Genomic DNA, 14421 nt, shown 5'->3' on the forward strand with positions numbered 1-14421 from the left:
GGAATGTGCCGACTCGGGGAAGCCGTCAGCGTAGGGTTTGCAGAGAGTTTGACGTTCCCCAGCAGCCTCATTCATGTTCCCCCAGTCGGATAGTGCTCATGTTGCGCAGAACTCTCCTCCGCAATGGCGCCCTGGCGGCCCTGGCCGGTTCGTTGTGGCGCGGCTCGTGCGAGCCCGCGGGGGTGTCACCGGCCGCCAGGACGACCCCGGCCGGTCCGCAGGCCCCCTACGGCCCGCTGCGCCCGCCGAACACCGACGGCCTGGCCCTGCCGGAGGGCTTCTCCAGCCGCGTCGTGGCCCGCACCGGCCGCAAGGTGGCCGGTTTGCGCTGGCATCCCGCCCCCGACGGCGGCGCCTGCTTCCCCGACGGCGACGGCTGGATCTACGTGTCGAACTCCGAGGTGCCCGTGGTCGGCGGCGCCTCGGCGCTGCGGTTCGGCGCCGACGGCCGGGTGCGCGAGGCCTACCGGATCCTGTCGGGCACCGACGTCAACTGCGCGGGCGGCGCCACCCCGTGGCGCACGTGGTTGTCGTGCGAGGAGGTCGAGCGCGGCCGGGTCTTCGAGTGCGACCCGTACGGCACGCGCTCGGCCAGGCCGCGCCTGGCGATGGGCCGCTTCAAGCACGAGGCCGCCGCCTGCGACCCCGAGCACGAGGTCGTCTACCTGACCGAGGACGAGCCCGACGGCTGCTTCTACCGTTTCACCCCCACCGACTGGGGCGACCTGACCGAGGGCCGGCTGGAGGTGCTGTGCGGCGAGGGGCGCGAGGTGCGCTGGCGCAAGGTGCCGCAGCCGGCCGCCCTCCACCAGCAGACCCGCCATCAGGTCGAGCAGGCCCGCCACTTCAACGGCGGCGAGGGCTGCTACTTCTCCGGCGGCGTCTGCTACTTCACCACCAAGGGCGACAACAAGGTCTGGGCCTACGACGCGGAGCGGTCGACGCTGGAGGTGATCTACGACCGTCACTCGCCGCTGACCGGCGTCGACAACATCACCGGCACCCCGGCGGGCGACCTGTTCGTCGCCGAGGACGGCGGCAACATGGAGATCAACGTCATCACCCCCGAGCGGCTGGTCGTGCCGTTCCTGCGCCTCGACGGCCACGGGCGCTCCGAGATCACGGGACCCGCCTTCTCGCCGGACGGCACGCGGCTGTACTTCTCGTCGCAGCGCGGCCGCAGCGGGGTGCGCGAGGGCACCGACGGTCACACCTTCGAGGTCACCGGCCCCTTCAGGGCGGCCTCCGGGTGACGGGCCGCCCCCGAGCTCGTGGTCATCGTTCCAGCGTCCGTGACCAGATCTGCTCGGTGACCGGCAGGCCGTTCTCCGTGCCGGGCTCCGACGACTCCAGCTCGAAGCCCGCCGCCTCGTAGAGCTTGCGCGCGCTGGTCAGGCAGTCGCGGGTCCACAACATGATCCGCTTGTAGCCGGAGGCGGTCGCGTGCCGCAGGCACTCGTCGAGGAGCCGCCCGCCGATGCCCAGGCCGCGCGCGGACGGCTCGACGAGCAGCATGCGCAGCTGCGCGGTCTCGGGATCCTTCTCGTAGCAGAAGACGCAGCCCGCCCGCTCGCCGCCGACCTCGGCGATCCAGCCGGCGTCGGTGCCGGGCCGGTAACCCTCGCAGATGCCCAGGACGACCTTCTCGAAGCCGTGACCCCAGCCGTATTCGCGGGCATAGACCTCGGCGTGCCGCCACGCCACCCAGCTCAGGTCGCCCGAGCGCGGAGGACGGATCACATACGGCTCGCGGGCGTCGTCGGGCTGGAGCACCTCGCGGATGGCGGCCATGCTCCGCGCCAGCCGCTGCTGACCTGCCTCGGGCAGGTCGTGGAGCATCGCGCGGACCTGCTCGGCGCTGAGCCGGTCGAGCTCGGCGAAGGCCTGCGAGCCCGCCTCGGTCAGCCGCAGCACCTGCTTGCGCGCGTCGGCGGCCGAGCGCTCGCGCACGAGGAGCCCCTCGGACTCGAATCGGGTCAGGATGCGGCTGAGGTATCCGGCGTCGAACCCGAGCATGCGGCGCACCTCGCCGGTCTCGAGCCGGCCCGCCTGGGCCAGCTCGAACAGCACCCGCCCCTCGGCGAGAGAGTACGGGGAGCCGTGCATGCCGCTCTGGAGCACGCCGATGACCTTGGTGTAGAAGCGGTTGAACGCCCGGATCTCCGAAACCCTTGCTTCCGTCAACGAATTCATTGTCATAGTCAACCATGAGAGGATGCCTGCTGTGAAGCACCTCTACCTCGGCGGGTACGGCCCGGCCGTCGTCCTGATCGACGAGGCCCTGCAGCCCCGGGCCCGCGCCCCCTTCCCCCGCGCCTCCTTCCTGGCGCTCCACCCCACCCAGCCGGTGCTGTACGCCGTCGGCGAGACGGACGAGGGTGTGGTCGCCGCCTTCGACCGAGACGGGCTGACCCCGACCGGCGAGCGCTCCAGCGGGGGATCGGTCGCCTGCCACCTGGCCGTGCATCCGTCGGGCGACGTGCTCGCGGTGGCCAACTACGGCGACGGCACGGCGAGCCTGCACCTGCTCGACGAGCGTGGTCACTTCACCGGCGAGCCGATCCTGCTGCCCCACACCGGCAGCGGCCCGGTCTCCGACCGCCAGCAGAACCCCCGCGCCCACCAGGTGGTCTTCGAGGGCGACGTGCTCCACGTCTCCGACCTGGGCACCGACGAGATCCGCCGCTACAGCCTGTCGGGCGAGCCGCTCGGCTTCGTCCGGCTCGCGCCCGGCCTGGGCCCGCGCCACTTCGCCTTCGACGGCGCCCACTGGCACGTGGCCGGCGAGCTCGACAACTCCGTGACCTCCTACGACGCCTCCTGGCAGCCGGTCGCCCGCGCCGACGCCTCCGCCACGGCGGGCAGCTTCCCGTCACACCTGGAGGTGCGCGACGGCCTCGTCTACGTGGCCAACCGCGGCCCCGACACGATCAGCGTGCTGCGCGCGGGCAACCTGGAGAAGGTGGCGGAGGTGCCGTGCGGCGGCGCCTGGCCCCGCCACTTCGCCCTGGCCGACGATCGCCTGCTGGTGGCCAACCAGAACTCCGGCGAGGTGGTGGGCTTCATCCTGAAGGACGGCGTGCCCCAGCCCGACGGGCTCGTCATCTCCCTGGAGAGTCCTGCCTGCGTCTTGCCCGCGTAAGGAGCTCGCCAAGCCGGTCGTGGGTCACGCGCGGGCCGGTCCAGCATCGTGGGTCGTGCGCATCCTGTTCATCATCGCCGCCCTGCTGCTGCCGTCCGCGTGCTTCGCCGTACCCGACGCGGAGCCTCCGCGACGGGCGGCCCAGGGCGAGGCCGCGCTCGACGGCACGGCCCTCGGCGGCGAGACGGGTCGGGGCGGCGCGGCCACGGCGGGCCGGGCCGCGGGCACGCCGGTCGACTGGCGCATCGAGCGCCCCCGCGGCGTCGAGGGCTTCGCCGACCGGGTGAGCGTGCTGCCGGGGCAGAGCTTCAGGCTCTACGTCTCCACCCGCGCGCCCCGCTTCGTCGCCAGGGCGATGCGGGTGGGCTCGCCCACCACCCAGGTGTGGGTCTCCGGGCCGGTCGAGGCCGTCAGCCAGCCCGCCGCCCGGCTGACGGGCGGCATGGTGAGTGCCTCCCACTGGAAGCCGTCGCTGACCGTCGAGACCACCGGCTGGCCCGAGGGCGCCTACCTGATCAGGCTGGAGACCTCGCGCGGCCACCGCTACGTGCCGATCACCGTGCGCTCGGCCTCGACCGCGGGCAAGGTGGTCATCCTCAACGCCGTGACCACCTGGCAGGCCTACAACCAGTGGGGCGGCAGGAGCCTGTACAGCGGGCCGGGCGGATTCTCCGGGCGTTCGCCACGGGTGAGCTTCGACCGCCCCTACGACCGCTCGGGCGCGCGGCTCTTCCTCGACTTCGAGCGTGACGCGATCGAGCTGGCCGAGCGCAGCGGGGCGCCGCTGGCCTACCTGACCGACCTCGACCTGGTGCCGGGGGCGCTGGACGGCGCGACCGCCCTGTTCTCGCTGGGCCACGACGAGTACTGGTCGCCGACGATGCGCTCGGTCGTCACCCGGGCCCGCGATCGCGGCACCAACCTGGCCTTCCTCGGCGCCAACGCCGTCTACTGGCGCATCGCCGTCAAGGGCAGGGTGGTCGAGTGCGACAAGGCGGTCAGGTGCCGGCTGTGGCGGTCGGTCAAGCCGGAGAGCGAGCTGGTCGGGCAGCAGTACGACTGCTTCCCCGCCGAGGCCGCCTACGTCGTGACCAGGGCCGACCACTGGATCTTCGAGGGGACCGAGGGCAGGAGGTTCCCCGGCCTGGCCGGGGTGGAGACCGACAAGGTCTCGCCGGGCTCGCCCGCCAACGTGCGGATCCTGGCCGAGTCGCCGGTCAACTGCGGCGGGCGGCGGACCGTCGCCCACTCCACCTACTACGCGGCCGACAGCGGGGCGGGGGTGTTCGCCTCCGGCACCATGCGCTGGATCTGCGGGATGCGCGGCAGCGCCTGCGGCCACGGTGTGACGGACGCGGCCGCGGCCTTCACCCGCCGCGCCACCATGAACCTGCTGCGCCGCTTCTCCGCCGGTCCCGCCGAGTCAGTCCGCTGAGGGCTTCCTGCCCGCGATGAGCGCGTCGAGCTGGCGCTTGATGTCGTCCTCCGCCTTCTGCCTGGTGACGCCCATCTCCTCCAGCACCACCACGCCGGGGGAGTCGGCGCCCAGGTGGAGCAGGCCCAGCAGGATGTGCTCGGTGCCGACGTAGTTGTGGCCGAGCCGCAGCGCGTGGCGCAGGGTCAGCTCCAGCGCCTTCTTCGACGAGGCGCTGAACGGGAAGGGCGGCGACAGCTGGTCGGAGGCGGGCCTGAGGCAGGCGGTCACCCGCTCGCGCACGTCGTCGAGCGAGGCGCCGAGATTGACCAGCGTCTTGCCCGCGATCGCGTCGGGCACGTGCAGCAGGCCCAGGATGAGGTGCTCGGGCTCGATGTGGCTGCAGTTGGACAGGCGCGCCTCCTCCTGCGCCGCCACCACGACGTGGCGGGCGCGCTCGGTGTAGCGGCTGGCCTTCTCGATCTCCTCGGCCAGCGAGGAGCCGCCCTCCTTGGGCACGAAGCGCTTCTGGGCGGCCTGCTTGGACACGCCCATGCTGCGGCCGATGTCGGTCCACGAGGCGCCGCCGCGCCTGGCCTGGTCGACGAAGTGGCCGATCAGGTGATCGGCCACCTCGCCCAGGTGCTCGCCCAGGGTCACCGCGTCGCTGAGCTGGTGGAGGGGGTCGGTGTCGCGGCTCTTGATGGCGTTGATGAGGTCGTCCAGGCGGACTGTGTTCTCCATGCGTCAACCATAGGTTGACGACTCGGAAGCGTCAACCCTGAGTTGACGCCAGCCGTACGGCATGCCGCCAGCGTTCGTAGGCCTCCTCGTCCCGCGTGCCCGGGTCGAAGCGGCGGTCCAGCTGCCACGTCTCGTGCAGCTCCTCCTGCGACTTCCAGATCCCCGCTCCCAGCCCCGCTAGGAACGCCGCGCCCAGCGCCGTCGTCTCCTGGATGCGCGGGCGCTCCACCGGCACCCCGAGCTGGTCGGCCTGGATCTGCATGAGCAGGTCGTTGGCACTGGCCCCGCCGTCGGCCTTGAGCACCGAGATGGGCGGCATCACCCCCACGACGTCGCGCACCTCGTAGGCGACCGCCTCCAAAGTCGCCCTGACCAGGTGGGCGCGGGTGGTGCCGCGGGTGATGCCGGTGATCAGGCCGCGGGCCTCCGGGTCCCAGTGAGGTGCGCCCAGGCCGGTCAGCGCGGGCACGAAGACCACGCCGCCGCTGTCGGGCACGGTCCTGGCGACGGCCTCCGACTCGGGCGCGCTGCCGATCACGCCGAGCCCGTCGCGCAGCCACTGCACGGCCGCGCCGGTGACGAAGATCGAGCCCTCCAGGGCGTAGGTGAGCTCGCCCGACGGGGTCTGCCAGGCGACCGTCGTGAGCAGGCCCGCGTCGGAGCGCACGATCTGCGTGCCGGTGTTGACCAGGATGAACGAGCCGGTGCCGTAGGTGCACTTCACGTCGCCGGGGGTGAAGCAGGTCTGGCCGAACAGCGCCGCCTGCTGGTCTCCGGCCACGCCGCTGATGGGCAGCTCCAGGCCGAGGAAGACGCCCGGGTCCGTGGTGCCGAAGTCGCCGTAGTTCGGCAGGATCTCGGGCAGGCAGTCGCGCGGCACCCCGAACAGGTCCAGCATCGCGGGCTCCCAGCCGCCCGACGCCAGGCCGTACAGGAGGGTGCGCGAGGCGTTGGACGGGTCGGTCACGTGGCGCGCGCCGGCGGTCAGGCGGGCGATGAGATAGGAGTCGACGGTGCCGATCGCGTAGTCGGCCAGGTTCGTCCCGTTCTCGGCCAGCCAGGTGAGCTTGGTGGCGGTGAAGTACGGATCGAGGCGCAGGCCGGTGAGCTCGGAGACCTCGCTCTCGTGGGGCCTGAGCCGTTCGCACAGCTGGGCCGTCCGGCGGTCCTGCCAGACGATCGCGCGGCGCGGCGCGGCCAGCGTGCGCCGGTCCCACAGGACCGCCGTCTCGCGCTGGTTGGTGATGCCGACGCAGGCCGGCGCCACCTTCGTCTGCGCCAGGGCACTCTGGCACGCCGCCAGCGTGGCCTGCCAGATCTCCTCGGGAGCGTGCTCCACCCAGCCCGGGCGGGGGAAGTGCTGCGCGAACTCCTCGTAACCGCGCGCGGCGATCCGGCCGTCCTCGGTGACGATGAGCGCGGTGACTCCGGTCGTTCCCGCGTCGATGGCCAAAACGCTCACGTGCGGAGCCTCCTTATGACACCGTTTGGTCTAGACCAATGCCCGCGCGCGCGGGCACAATGCGATTCTGGTTCGTGAACCCCATCGGGAGGAACCCCGCCATGCGTATAGGAGTGCTGACCGGAGGCGGCGACTGCCCCGGTCTCAACGCTGTGATCAGGGCTGTCGTGCGCAAGGGGGTGAGCGTATACGGGCACGAGTTCGTCGGATTCCGCGACGGCTGGCGCGGCCCGCTCGAAGGCGACACCATGCCGCTCGACATCCAGGCCGTCCGCGGCATCCTCCCGCGCGGCGGGACGATCCTGGGCTCGTCCCGCACCAACCCGATCAAGATCGAGGGCGGGGTCGACCGGATCAAGGACAACCTCGCCTCCGGCGACGTCGACGCGTTGATCGCCATTGGCGGCGAGGACACCCTCGGCGTGGCCAAGCAGCTGTTCGACCGGGGGGTGAACGTCGTCGGCGTGCCCAAGACGATCGACAACGACCTGTCGGGCACCGACTACACCTTCGGCTTCGACACCGCGGTCAACATCGCCACCGAGGCCATCGACCGCCTGCACACCACCGCCGAGTCGCACCACCGGGCGCTGATCTGCGAGGTCATGGGACGCCACGCGGGCTGGATCGCGCTGCACGCAGGCCTCGCCGGCGGCGCCAACGTCATCCTCATCCCGGAGAAGCCGTTCGACATCGACCAGGTCTGCGAATACGTGGAGTCGCGCTTCCGCACCCGCTACTCGCCGATCATCGTGGTCGCCGAGGGCGCGCACCCGACCGAGGGCTCGATGGCCGTGCAGACCGGCGAGCTCGACTCCTTCGGCCACGTACGGCTCGGCGGCATCGGCGAACTGCTGGCCAAGGAGATCGAGAAGCGCACCGGCAAGGAGGCCCGCACCACCGTGCTCGGCCACATCCAGCGCGGCGGCACCCCGACCGCCTACGACCGGGTGCTGGCCACCCGCTTCGGGCTGGGCGCCATCGACGCGGTGCACGACGGCGACTTCGGCAAGATGGTCGCCCTGCGCGGCACCGACATCGTGCGCTGCGGGCTCGACGAGGCGACGGCCGAGCTCAAGACGGTGCCGCCGTCGAGGTACGCCGAGGCCGAGGTCTTCTTCGGTTAGGAACTTGCAGGCGGGCTGCAAGCGGCCCGCCTTACGTTGAACACGCAAATCCCCTTCGAGAGTACGGCTGGCGCCGGATCCATCGGCGGCCCACCACACCCGGTGCCAAGCCGTACTCTCTCTTTTTTCGCCCTCAGGCCTTGAAGAGGTTGCCTTCGCTGGAGGTCGGCTCGTCGTCGCGGCGGTTGAGCCGGGCGCGAAACTCCTCGTCGCCGCGCAGTTCCTTCTCCGACGGCGAGAGCAGCACGGTCAGCAGCAGGCCGACGGTGATCATGCTGATGCCGACGATCAGCGGGAGCAGGAAGTCGATCGCCTTGGCGCCGTGGATCTCCCCGTGGTCGGCCATGACCTGGACCGACATCGAGAACATGCCGGTGTAGTGCATGCCCGTGACGGCCACGCCCATGATCAGCGCCGCGGCGCCGATGGCCACCGCGCCGCGCACCCGCAGCGTGAACCACAGCGCCACGGTGGCGGCCACGACCGCGATGAGCACCGACAGGGCGACGATCTTGATGTCGTAGTTGACGTGGCCCGCCATGTTCATGGCCGCCATGCCCAGGTAGTGCATGCCCGCGACGCCGATGCCGGCCAGGGTGCCGCCGCCCAGCAGGTAGGCCGGGCGGCTGCCGCCCCTGTTGACCAGGAACAGGCCGGCGCCCACGACGATCACGGCGAGAAGGGCCGAGACGACCGTGCGCAGCACGTCGTAACGGATGGTCGTGCCCTCGACGGAGAAGCCCATCATCGCGATGAAATGCATGACCCAGATGCCGGTGCCGCCGATGGACACGGCGGCCCCGACGAGCCACCAGCGCGCTTCCTTCGGGCTGAGCAGCCGAGCGCGCGAGGTGAGCAGGAGCCCCAACATGGAGCCGGCGCTCGACATGATGTAGGCCAGAGCGGGTGTCAGAGCACCAAAGGAGAAATGATCAATAGGCGACATGGGGGTCCCTTGAAAAGTGAATTCAAGGGAGTATGAGGGATATTCATATAAAAGGGCAACTAGCGGTGAGCGGGTGGCGGCAGAGGGCTGCGGTGATGGGTCGTGCGGCGGGCTCGCAGGCGTTCCAGGAGCTCTTCGTCCTCACGCTGCTCGGCCTCCGACGGCGACAGGATCGCCATGAGCAGCATCGTCAGGGTGATGAGGCTTACCACGGTCATGAGCGGCACGAGGAAGTCGATCGCGTCGGCGCCCGCGACATGGGCGGCCGGGTCGGACAGGGTCACCTCCATGGCGAACATGCCGGTGTAGTGCATGCCCGCGACGGCCACGCCCATGATGGCCGCGGCGAGAGTGATCCAGACCGTCTTCCTGACCCGCACCGTGAACCACAGCGCGACCGTGGAGGCGACCACGGCGATGACCACGGACAGGGCCACCGTGGGCAGCCGGTAGGCCACGTGCGCGGACATGTTCATCGCGTACATGCCCAGGTAGTGCATGCAGGCCACGCCCAGGCCCGTGAGCAGGCCGCCGCCCAGCAGGGCGGGCAGCCGGCCCTCACCGGCCGAGACCAGGAAGAGCCCCGCGCCCACGACGGTTATCGCCACCAGGGCCGAGGCGACGGTGAGCGGCACGTCGTAGCGGATGGTGGTGCCATGGACGTCGAAGCCCATCATGGCGATGAAGTGCATGACCCAGATCCCGGTGCCGCCGATCGAAATCGCGGCGCCCGCCAGCCAACGGTAACGCGTCGCCCCGCGGCTGCGGTGAGCCTGGGCGGTCAGGCGCAGGCCGAGCATGGATCCGACGCATGACATGGCATACGCGAGCAGCGGAGTCACGGGGCCATAGATGAAATGATTGACAACGGACATATAACGGTGCATCCCATCGATCAGGTACCTTTCCCGATTTTTACGGGGATCCCGTACGTCACGCATGGATATCCCAACTATCTGTCAAGAAGCTCTGTCGGAAACGCGAGAATTTTTCATGGGTATTGAGGGGCCCTTCTGGCGGGCGATCGCGGTCTTCCGCGTCGCCTCCCTCGCCTACGCGGCGGCGCTGATGGTCCAGCACGACGGCTACGCCGAACCCGCGCTCGGCTGGACCGTCATCGGGCTCATGGCCCTGTGGACCGCGGCCTCCATCTACGCCTACTCCGTCGAAACCCTGCGCCGCTGGCCGCTGCTGGCGATCGACATGCTGGTCACCCTCGCCTGCCTCCTGGCCACCCCCGACGTGCAAGGCGACCTTCAGGCCGGACCCGGCACCATGCCCGTCCCCGCCACCTGGGTCGCCGGACCCGTCCTGGCCTGGGCCGTGTACGGCGGGCGCCGCCTCGGAGCCGTCGCCGCCGCCATCGTCGGAGCCGTCGACATCTGGCTGCGCTGGCAGGTGCCGGGCGTACCCATCCTGCTCAACGGGACCGTCCTGCTTTTCCTGTCAGGAGTGGTCGTCGGACACGTCGCCCGGCTCGCCAAACAGGCCGAGGAACGCATGCAGCGCGCCGCCGAGATGGAAGCCGCCCAGCGCGAACGCGACCGGCTCGCCCGCGGCATCCACGACTCCGTCCTCCAGGTGCTCGCCCTCGTCCAGCGGCGCGGCCAGGAACTCGGCGGAGAGGCGGCCGAACTCGGACGGCTGGCGGGCGAGCAGGAGATCGCGCTCAGGCAGCTCATCGCCACCCGGCCCCAGTCCTTGGAGGAGGGCTCGACCGACCTGCGCACGCTGCTGCTGCCGTACGCCACCGCCCGCGTCACCGTCTCCACGCCCGCCACCCCGCTCGACCTGCCCGCCCGGGTCGCCACCGAGACGGCCGCGGCCGTGGGGGCGGCGCTCGACAACGTCCGCGAACACTGCGGGGCCGACGCCCGCGCCTGGGTACTGGCGGAGTCGGGGGAGGGGACGGTGATCGTCAGCATCAGGGACGAGGGACCCGGCATCCCGGACGGCCGCCTGGCCGAAGCGGCGGCGCAGGGGCGCCTGGGGGTGGCACAGTCGATCCTCGGGCGGGTGGCGGACCTCGGGGGGTCGGTGGAGGTCGTGTCGCGGGCGGGGGAGGGGACGGAGATCGAGATCACCGTGCCCACTTGACCGGCCCCCGCCTCTTCTCGCCTCGCGCGCCACCGCTCCCCGCCGCCCACCTCTGTCTCCGCGCACTGTCTCCGCGCCTTGGCTTCGGCGTCCGCGCCCCGGCCTCGGCGTCCGCTGCCCGGTCTGCGCCTCGACTTGCCGCCCGCCTCGCTCGCTCCCGCGTCCCGACCTCCCGCGTCCCGACCTCCCGCGCGGCCGCGCCCCCGCTTCCTGCGCGCCCGCTTCGCCCGGTGGTCAACCTCCTTCTCCTGCTCCTCGGCGCCCTGAAGTACGCTGCCGACATGGTGCGGGTCATGGTGGTCGACGATCACCCGATGTGGCGCGACGGTGTGGCCAGGGACCTGGCCGAGGCGGGCTACGAGGTCGTCGCCGCCGTGGGCGAGGGGCGGCAGGCGGTGCGGGTGGCGCAAGCCGTACGGCCCGACGTCGTCGTCCTCGACCTGCAGCTCCCCGATCTGTCGGGGGCCGAGGTGGCGCGCGGTCTGGCGACGCTGGAGCAGCCTCCGCGGGTGCTCGTGCTGTCGGCGAGCGCCGAGCAGGAAGACGTGCTCGAAGCGGTCAAAGCGGGTGCGTCGGGATATCTGGTGAAGTCGGCCCAGCGGGAGGAGTTCCTCGACGCCGTGCGCAGGACGGCCGACGGCGACGCCGTGTTCACGCCGGGGCTGGCCGGGCTGGTGCTGGGGGAGTACCGGCGGCTGGCCGCGCAGCCCACGCCCGCCGAGGGGCCGCGCCTGACCGACCGCGAGACCGAGGTGCTGCGCCTGGTCGCCAAGGGCCTGTCGTACAAGCAGATCGCCGACCGCCTCGTGCTCTCCCACCGGACCGTGCAGAACCATGTCCAGAACACCCTCAACAAGCTCCAACTGCACAACCGGGTCGAGCTGGTCAGATATGCGATCGAGCAAGGTCTGGACGAGGACTAGACTGGAGGGCTGTCCCCCACGGAAAGGTCCCCTGTCATGACGATGTCCGCCCTGGGTGAGCCATGCGTTCTGCTCAAGCTGGGCGAACTCGTGCTGAAAGGCAAGAACCGCGAGCTGTTCGAGCGGCGGCTGGTCGGCAACATCCGCGCGGCGCTCAAGGAGTTCGAGCTGAAGGTCGACGTGCGCGCCCGCCACGGCGTGATCGCGATCTTCCTGCCTGAGGGCACCACGGTCGAGCAGGCCGACGCCATCGCGCAGCGCGTCACCGACGTGCCCGGCACCATCTGGATCCACCGCGCCTGGCGCGTGGCCAAGGATCCCGACTCGGTCGTGAAGGCCGCCGTCGAGCTGGTGCGCGACCGCCCCGAGACCGCCCGCGGCGCCTCCTTCCGCGTACGGTCGCGCCGCCGCGACAAGCGTTTCCCGCTTACCTCCGCCGAGCTCGACCGCATGGTCGGCGGCACCATCAACGACGAGTTCAAGCTGCCGGTCGACCTGAAGAACGCCGAGCTCAGCATCTACGTCGAGGTCGACCGCGACGAGGTCTTCGTCTTCACCGACGGCCTGCCCGGCCAGGGCGGCCTGCCCGTCGGCATCAGCGGCCGCGCCCTGGTCCTCATGTCCGGCGGCATCGACTCGCCGGTCGCCGCCTACCGCATGATGCGTCGCGGCCTCCACGTCGACTTCCTGCACTTCTCCGGCATCCCGTTCACGACGAGCGAGTCGATCTACAAGGCGTACGCCCTGGTGCGCAAGCTCGACCGCTTCCAGGGCAGGTCGCGGCTGTGGGTGGTGCCGTTCGGCAAGGCCCAGCAGTCGATCCGCACCTCCGGTCAGGACCGCCTGGCCGTGATCGCCCAGCGGCGGCTGATGCTGAAGACCGCGGAAGAGGTGGCGCACCGCATCAGGGCCGAGGCCCTCATCACCGGTGACGCGCTCGGGCAGGTCTCCTCCCAGACCCTGGCCAACATCACCGCCCAGGACAACGCGGTCGAGCTGCCGATCCTGCGGCCGCTCGTGGGCTGGGACAAGACGGAGATCATGGCCGAGGCCCGGCGTATCGGGACACTGGAGATCTCGGAGCTGCCGGACGAGGACTGCTGCTCGTTGCTGGCGCCCAAGCGCGCCGAGACGCGGGCGAAGATCGAGGATCTGAAGCAGATCGAGAAGCGGCTGGATGCCGAGGAGCTGTGCGTGCAGCTGGCGGACTCGATCCAGGAGTACACCCTCTGAGCGCACGGGGTGTTCGCTGGGGGAAGCCGGCGGGCGGGTAACCGGGGGGAGCGGAGTCGAGGTGGCTGCGTCTCGCGACGAGCGGGTCAGGGCCGGGCTTGGCTGCTCCTGACAGTAAAGACCTAACCGCCGGCGTCACGCTGCGCCAGCGTGGCGACCAGCTTCAACCCCTCCCTCTCGAACAGCGCCCCCGCCTGTTCTCCCGGCGCCCGTTGCTCCAGGAGGACCAGGCGGGACGAGCCGTCCGGCTGCCGGACCACCCGGACGGAGCGCACCTCGCTGGAGCCGATCTCCTGCAGCCCGGGGTGGATCGCCGTCGGCGACCAGGTGACCTTCCAGGCGCGGTCGAACTCGATGACCTCGAACTCTCCCTGGTAGGAGTAGGGCACCGGGCCGTCGAGGGTGACGGAGAAGGTCACCAGGTACGTGGCTGCCTCGCCGACGTTGAGGTGCTCCTTGGCGCGCAGGCCAATCTCCCCGACCGTGATCCGCCTGACCTGGGCGCCCTCGGTGAAGGCCGCGTAGGCCTGGTCGAAGGACCGTGGCGCTTCGACCACCTGGGCTCTCATGGCCGCCAGATCCCCACGCTGCCATGCCGACAGGAAGGCGGTGGCGGTCTGTTCCGGTGAGCCCGGGGTGCGCGTGGCCAGGTAGGCGGCGGCGGCCAGGGCGATGAGGATGACCGTCGCAAGAGCGGCGGTGAAGCGGCGGGAATGGGTCATTGCCGGACAAAGTGTAGAGGGCCCGGCCGTCAGTCGATGGCGGCGAGGAAGGCGAGGGTGCGCCGCGTCAGCGCCGCCGAGGCGTCGGCGTCGTAGGTGGGCAGGCTGCTGTCGGAGAACAGGTGCCGATCGCCCGGGTAGAGGAACAGCTCTCCGCGCTTGGCCGAGGCGACCAGGTCGCGGGCGGCGTCGAGGTCGCCCTCGCCGGCGAAGCTGGGGTCGGCGTCCATGCCGTGGATCTGGACCGGCAGGTCGTCGGGCCAGGAGGCGCCGAACTCGGAGGCGGGCAGGCACGCCTCGAAGAACAGGGCGCCCCGTGCCCCCGGCCTGGTCTGGGCGAGCTTCTGGGCGGGCATGACGCCGAGCGAGAAGCCCGCGTACACGAGCTCGCCCGGCAACGGGTCGGCGGCGCGGGTGCCGCGCTCCAGGAGGGTGGCGAAGCCGACCTCGCGGGCGTGGGACAGGCCGTCGTCCAGGGTGGCGAAGGTGCGGCCGTCGAAGAGGTCGGGCGTGTGCACGGTGTGGCCGGCGCGGCGCAGTTGACCGGCGAAGTCGAGGAAGCCGGCCGTCTGGCCCTGGACGTGGTGGAACAGCAGGACCTCGGTCATGAG

At 71.0% G+C, this 14421-nt stretch carries 14 protein-coding genes; 7 read left to right on the forward strand and 7 right to left on the reverse strand.

The annotated features are described in order from the left end of the window. Window positions 1–98 precede the first annotated feature (98 nt). The gene (locus tag HNR30_RS04330) at window positions 99–1253 is read left to right on the forward strand and encodes an alkaline phosphatase PhoX (RefSeq protein WP_181608316.1); all 1155 of its coding nucleotides are present in this window, start codon (window positions 99–101) and stop codon (window positions 1251–1253) included. Between the two features lie 22 nt (window positions 1254–1275). On the opposite strand, the gene HNR30_RS04335 is transcribed toward HNR30_RS04330, so the two are convergent. After that, window positions 1276–2184, reverse strand: a complete 909-nt coding sequence (locus tag HNR30_RS04335) for a bifunctional helix-turn-helix transcriptional regulator/GNAT family N-acetyltransferase (RefSeq protein WP_246377144.1) — start codon at window positions 2182–2184, stop codon at window positions 1276–1278. A 31-nt stretch (window positions 2185–2215) separates the two neighbouring features. Between HNR30_RS04335 and HNR30_RS04340 the strand changes: the two genes are divergently transcribed. Continuing rightward, a complete protein-coding gene (locus HNR30_RS04340; RefSeq protein ID WP_181608318.1) occupies window positions 2216–3142 on the forward strand; it encodes a lactonase family protein in 927 nt (308 codons plus the stop codon). Window positions 3143–3197: 55 nt separating this feature from the next. Next, window positions 3198–4577, forward strand: a complete 1380-nt coding sequence (locus tag HNR30_RS04345) for a N,N-dimethylformamidase beta subunit family domain-containing protein (protein WP_181608319.1) — start codon at window positions 3198–3200, stop codon at window positions 4575–4577. Here HNR30_RS04345 and HNR30_RS04350 read toward each other — a convergent pair. Both HNR30_RS04350 and HNR30_RS04355 read right to left on the reverse strand, forming a co-directional pair. After that, window positions 4566–5300 carry a Clp protease N-terminal domain-containing protein gene (locus HNR30_RS04350; protein ID WP_181608320.1) on the reverse strand — a complete coding sequence of 245 codons (735 nt, stop codon included), beginning with the start codon at window positions 5298–5300 and terminating at the stop codon, window positions 4566–4568. The genes HNR30_RS04345 and HNR30_RS04350 overlap by 12 nt on opposite strands. A gap of 31 nt (window positions 5301–5331) precedes the next feature. After that, complete coding sequence (locus HNR30_RS04355; RefSeq protein ID WP_181608321.1) at window positions 5332–6762, reverse strand: FGGY family carbohydrate kinase; 1431 nt, start codon at window positions 6760–6762, stop codon at window positions 5332–5334. 101 nt (window positions 6763–6863) lie between these two features. Between HNR30_RS04355 and HNR30_RS04360 the strand changes: the two genes are divergently transcribed. Further along, window positions 6864–7889 carry a 6-phosphofructokinase gene (locus tag HNR30_RS04360; protein WP_181608322.1) on the forward strand — a complete coding sequence of 342 codons (1026 nt, stop codon included), beginning with the start codon at window positions 6864–6866 and terminating at the stop codon, window positions 7887–7889. A 133-nt stretch (window positions 7890–8022) separates the two neighbouring features. Here the strand turns inward: HNR30_RS04360 and HNR30_RS04365 are convergent, their stop codons facing one another. Continuing rightward, window positions 8023–8760: an MHYT domain-containing protein gene (locus HNR30_RS04365; protein WP_246377146.1), complete on the reverse strand. Its 738-nt coding sequence runs from the start codon at window positions 8758–8760 to the stop codon at window positions 8023–8025. A gap of 134 nt (window positions 8761–8894) precedes the next feature. Beyond that, window positions 8895–9677, reverse strand: a complete 783-nt coding sequence (locus tag HNR30_RS04370; RefSeq protein WP_312894221.1) for an MHYT domain-containing protein — start codon at window positions 9675–9677, stop codon at window positions 8895–8897. 151 nt (window positions 9678–9828) lie between these two features. Between HNR30_RS04370 and macS the strand changes: the two genes are divergently transcribed. The 3 genes from macS to thiI all read left to right on the forward strand — a co-directional run bounded on the left by macS (window position 9829) and on the right by thiI (window position 13088). After that, window positions 9829–10932 (forward strand): MacS family sensor histidine kinase, encoded by a 1104-nt coding sequence (gene macS / locus HNR30_RS04375; RefSeq protein WP_181608325.1) that lies wholly within the window; start codon window positions 9829–9831, stop codon window positions 10930–10932. Between the two features lie 281 nt (window positions 10933–11213). Next, window positions 11214–11855, forward strand: a complete 642-nt coding sequence (locus tag HNR30_RS04380; RefSeq protein ID WP_181608943.1) for a response regulator — start codon at window positions 11214–11216, stop codon at window positions 11853–11855. Window positions 11856–11891: 36 nt separating this feature from the next. Next, the gene (gene thiI, locus HNR30_RS04385; RefSeq protein WP_181608326.1) at window positions 11892–13088 is read left to right on the forward strand and encodes a tRNA uracil 4-sulfurtransferase ThiI; all 1197 of its coding nucleotides are present in this window, start codon (window positions 11892–11894) and stop codon (window positions 13086–13088) included. Window positions 13089–13210: 122 nt separating this feature from the next. Here the strand turns inward: thiI and HNR30_RS04390 are convergent, their stop codons facing one another. Both HNR30_RS04390 and HNR30_RS04395 read right to left on the reverse strand, forming a co-directional pair. Further along, a complete protein-coding gene (locus HNR30_RS04390; RefSeq protein WP_181608327.1) occupies window positions 13211–13810 on the reverse strand; it encodes an NTF2-like N-terminal transpeptidase domain-containing protein in 600 nt (199 codons plus the stop codon). 29 nt (window positions 13811–13839) lie between these two features. After that, window positions 13840–14418 (reverse strand): dienelactone hydrolase family protein, encoded by a 579-nt coding sequence (locus HNR30_RS04395; RefSeq protein WP_181608328.1) that lies wholly within the window; start codon window positions 14416–14418, stop codon window positions 13840–13842. Window positions 14419–14421: the final 3 nt, after the last annotated feature.

The organism is Nonomuraea soli, assembly GCF_013761175.1.
GTDB lineage: Bacteria > Actinomycetota > Actinomycetes > Streptosporangiales > Streptosporangiaceae > Nonomuraea > Nonomuraea soli.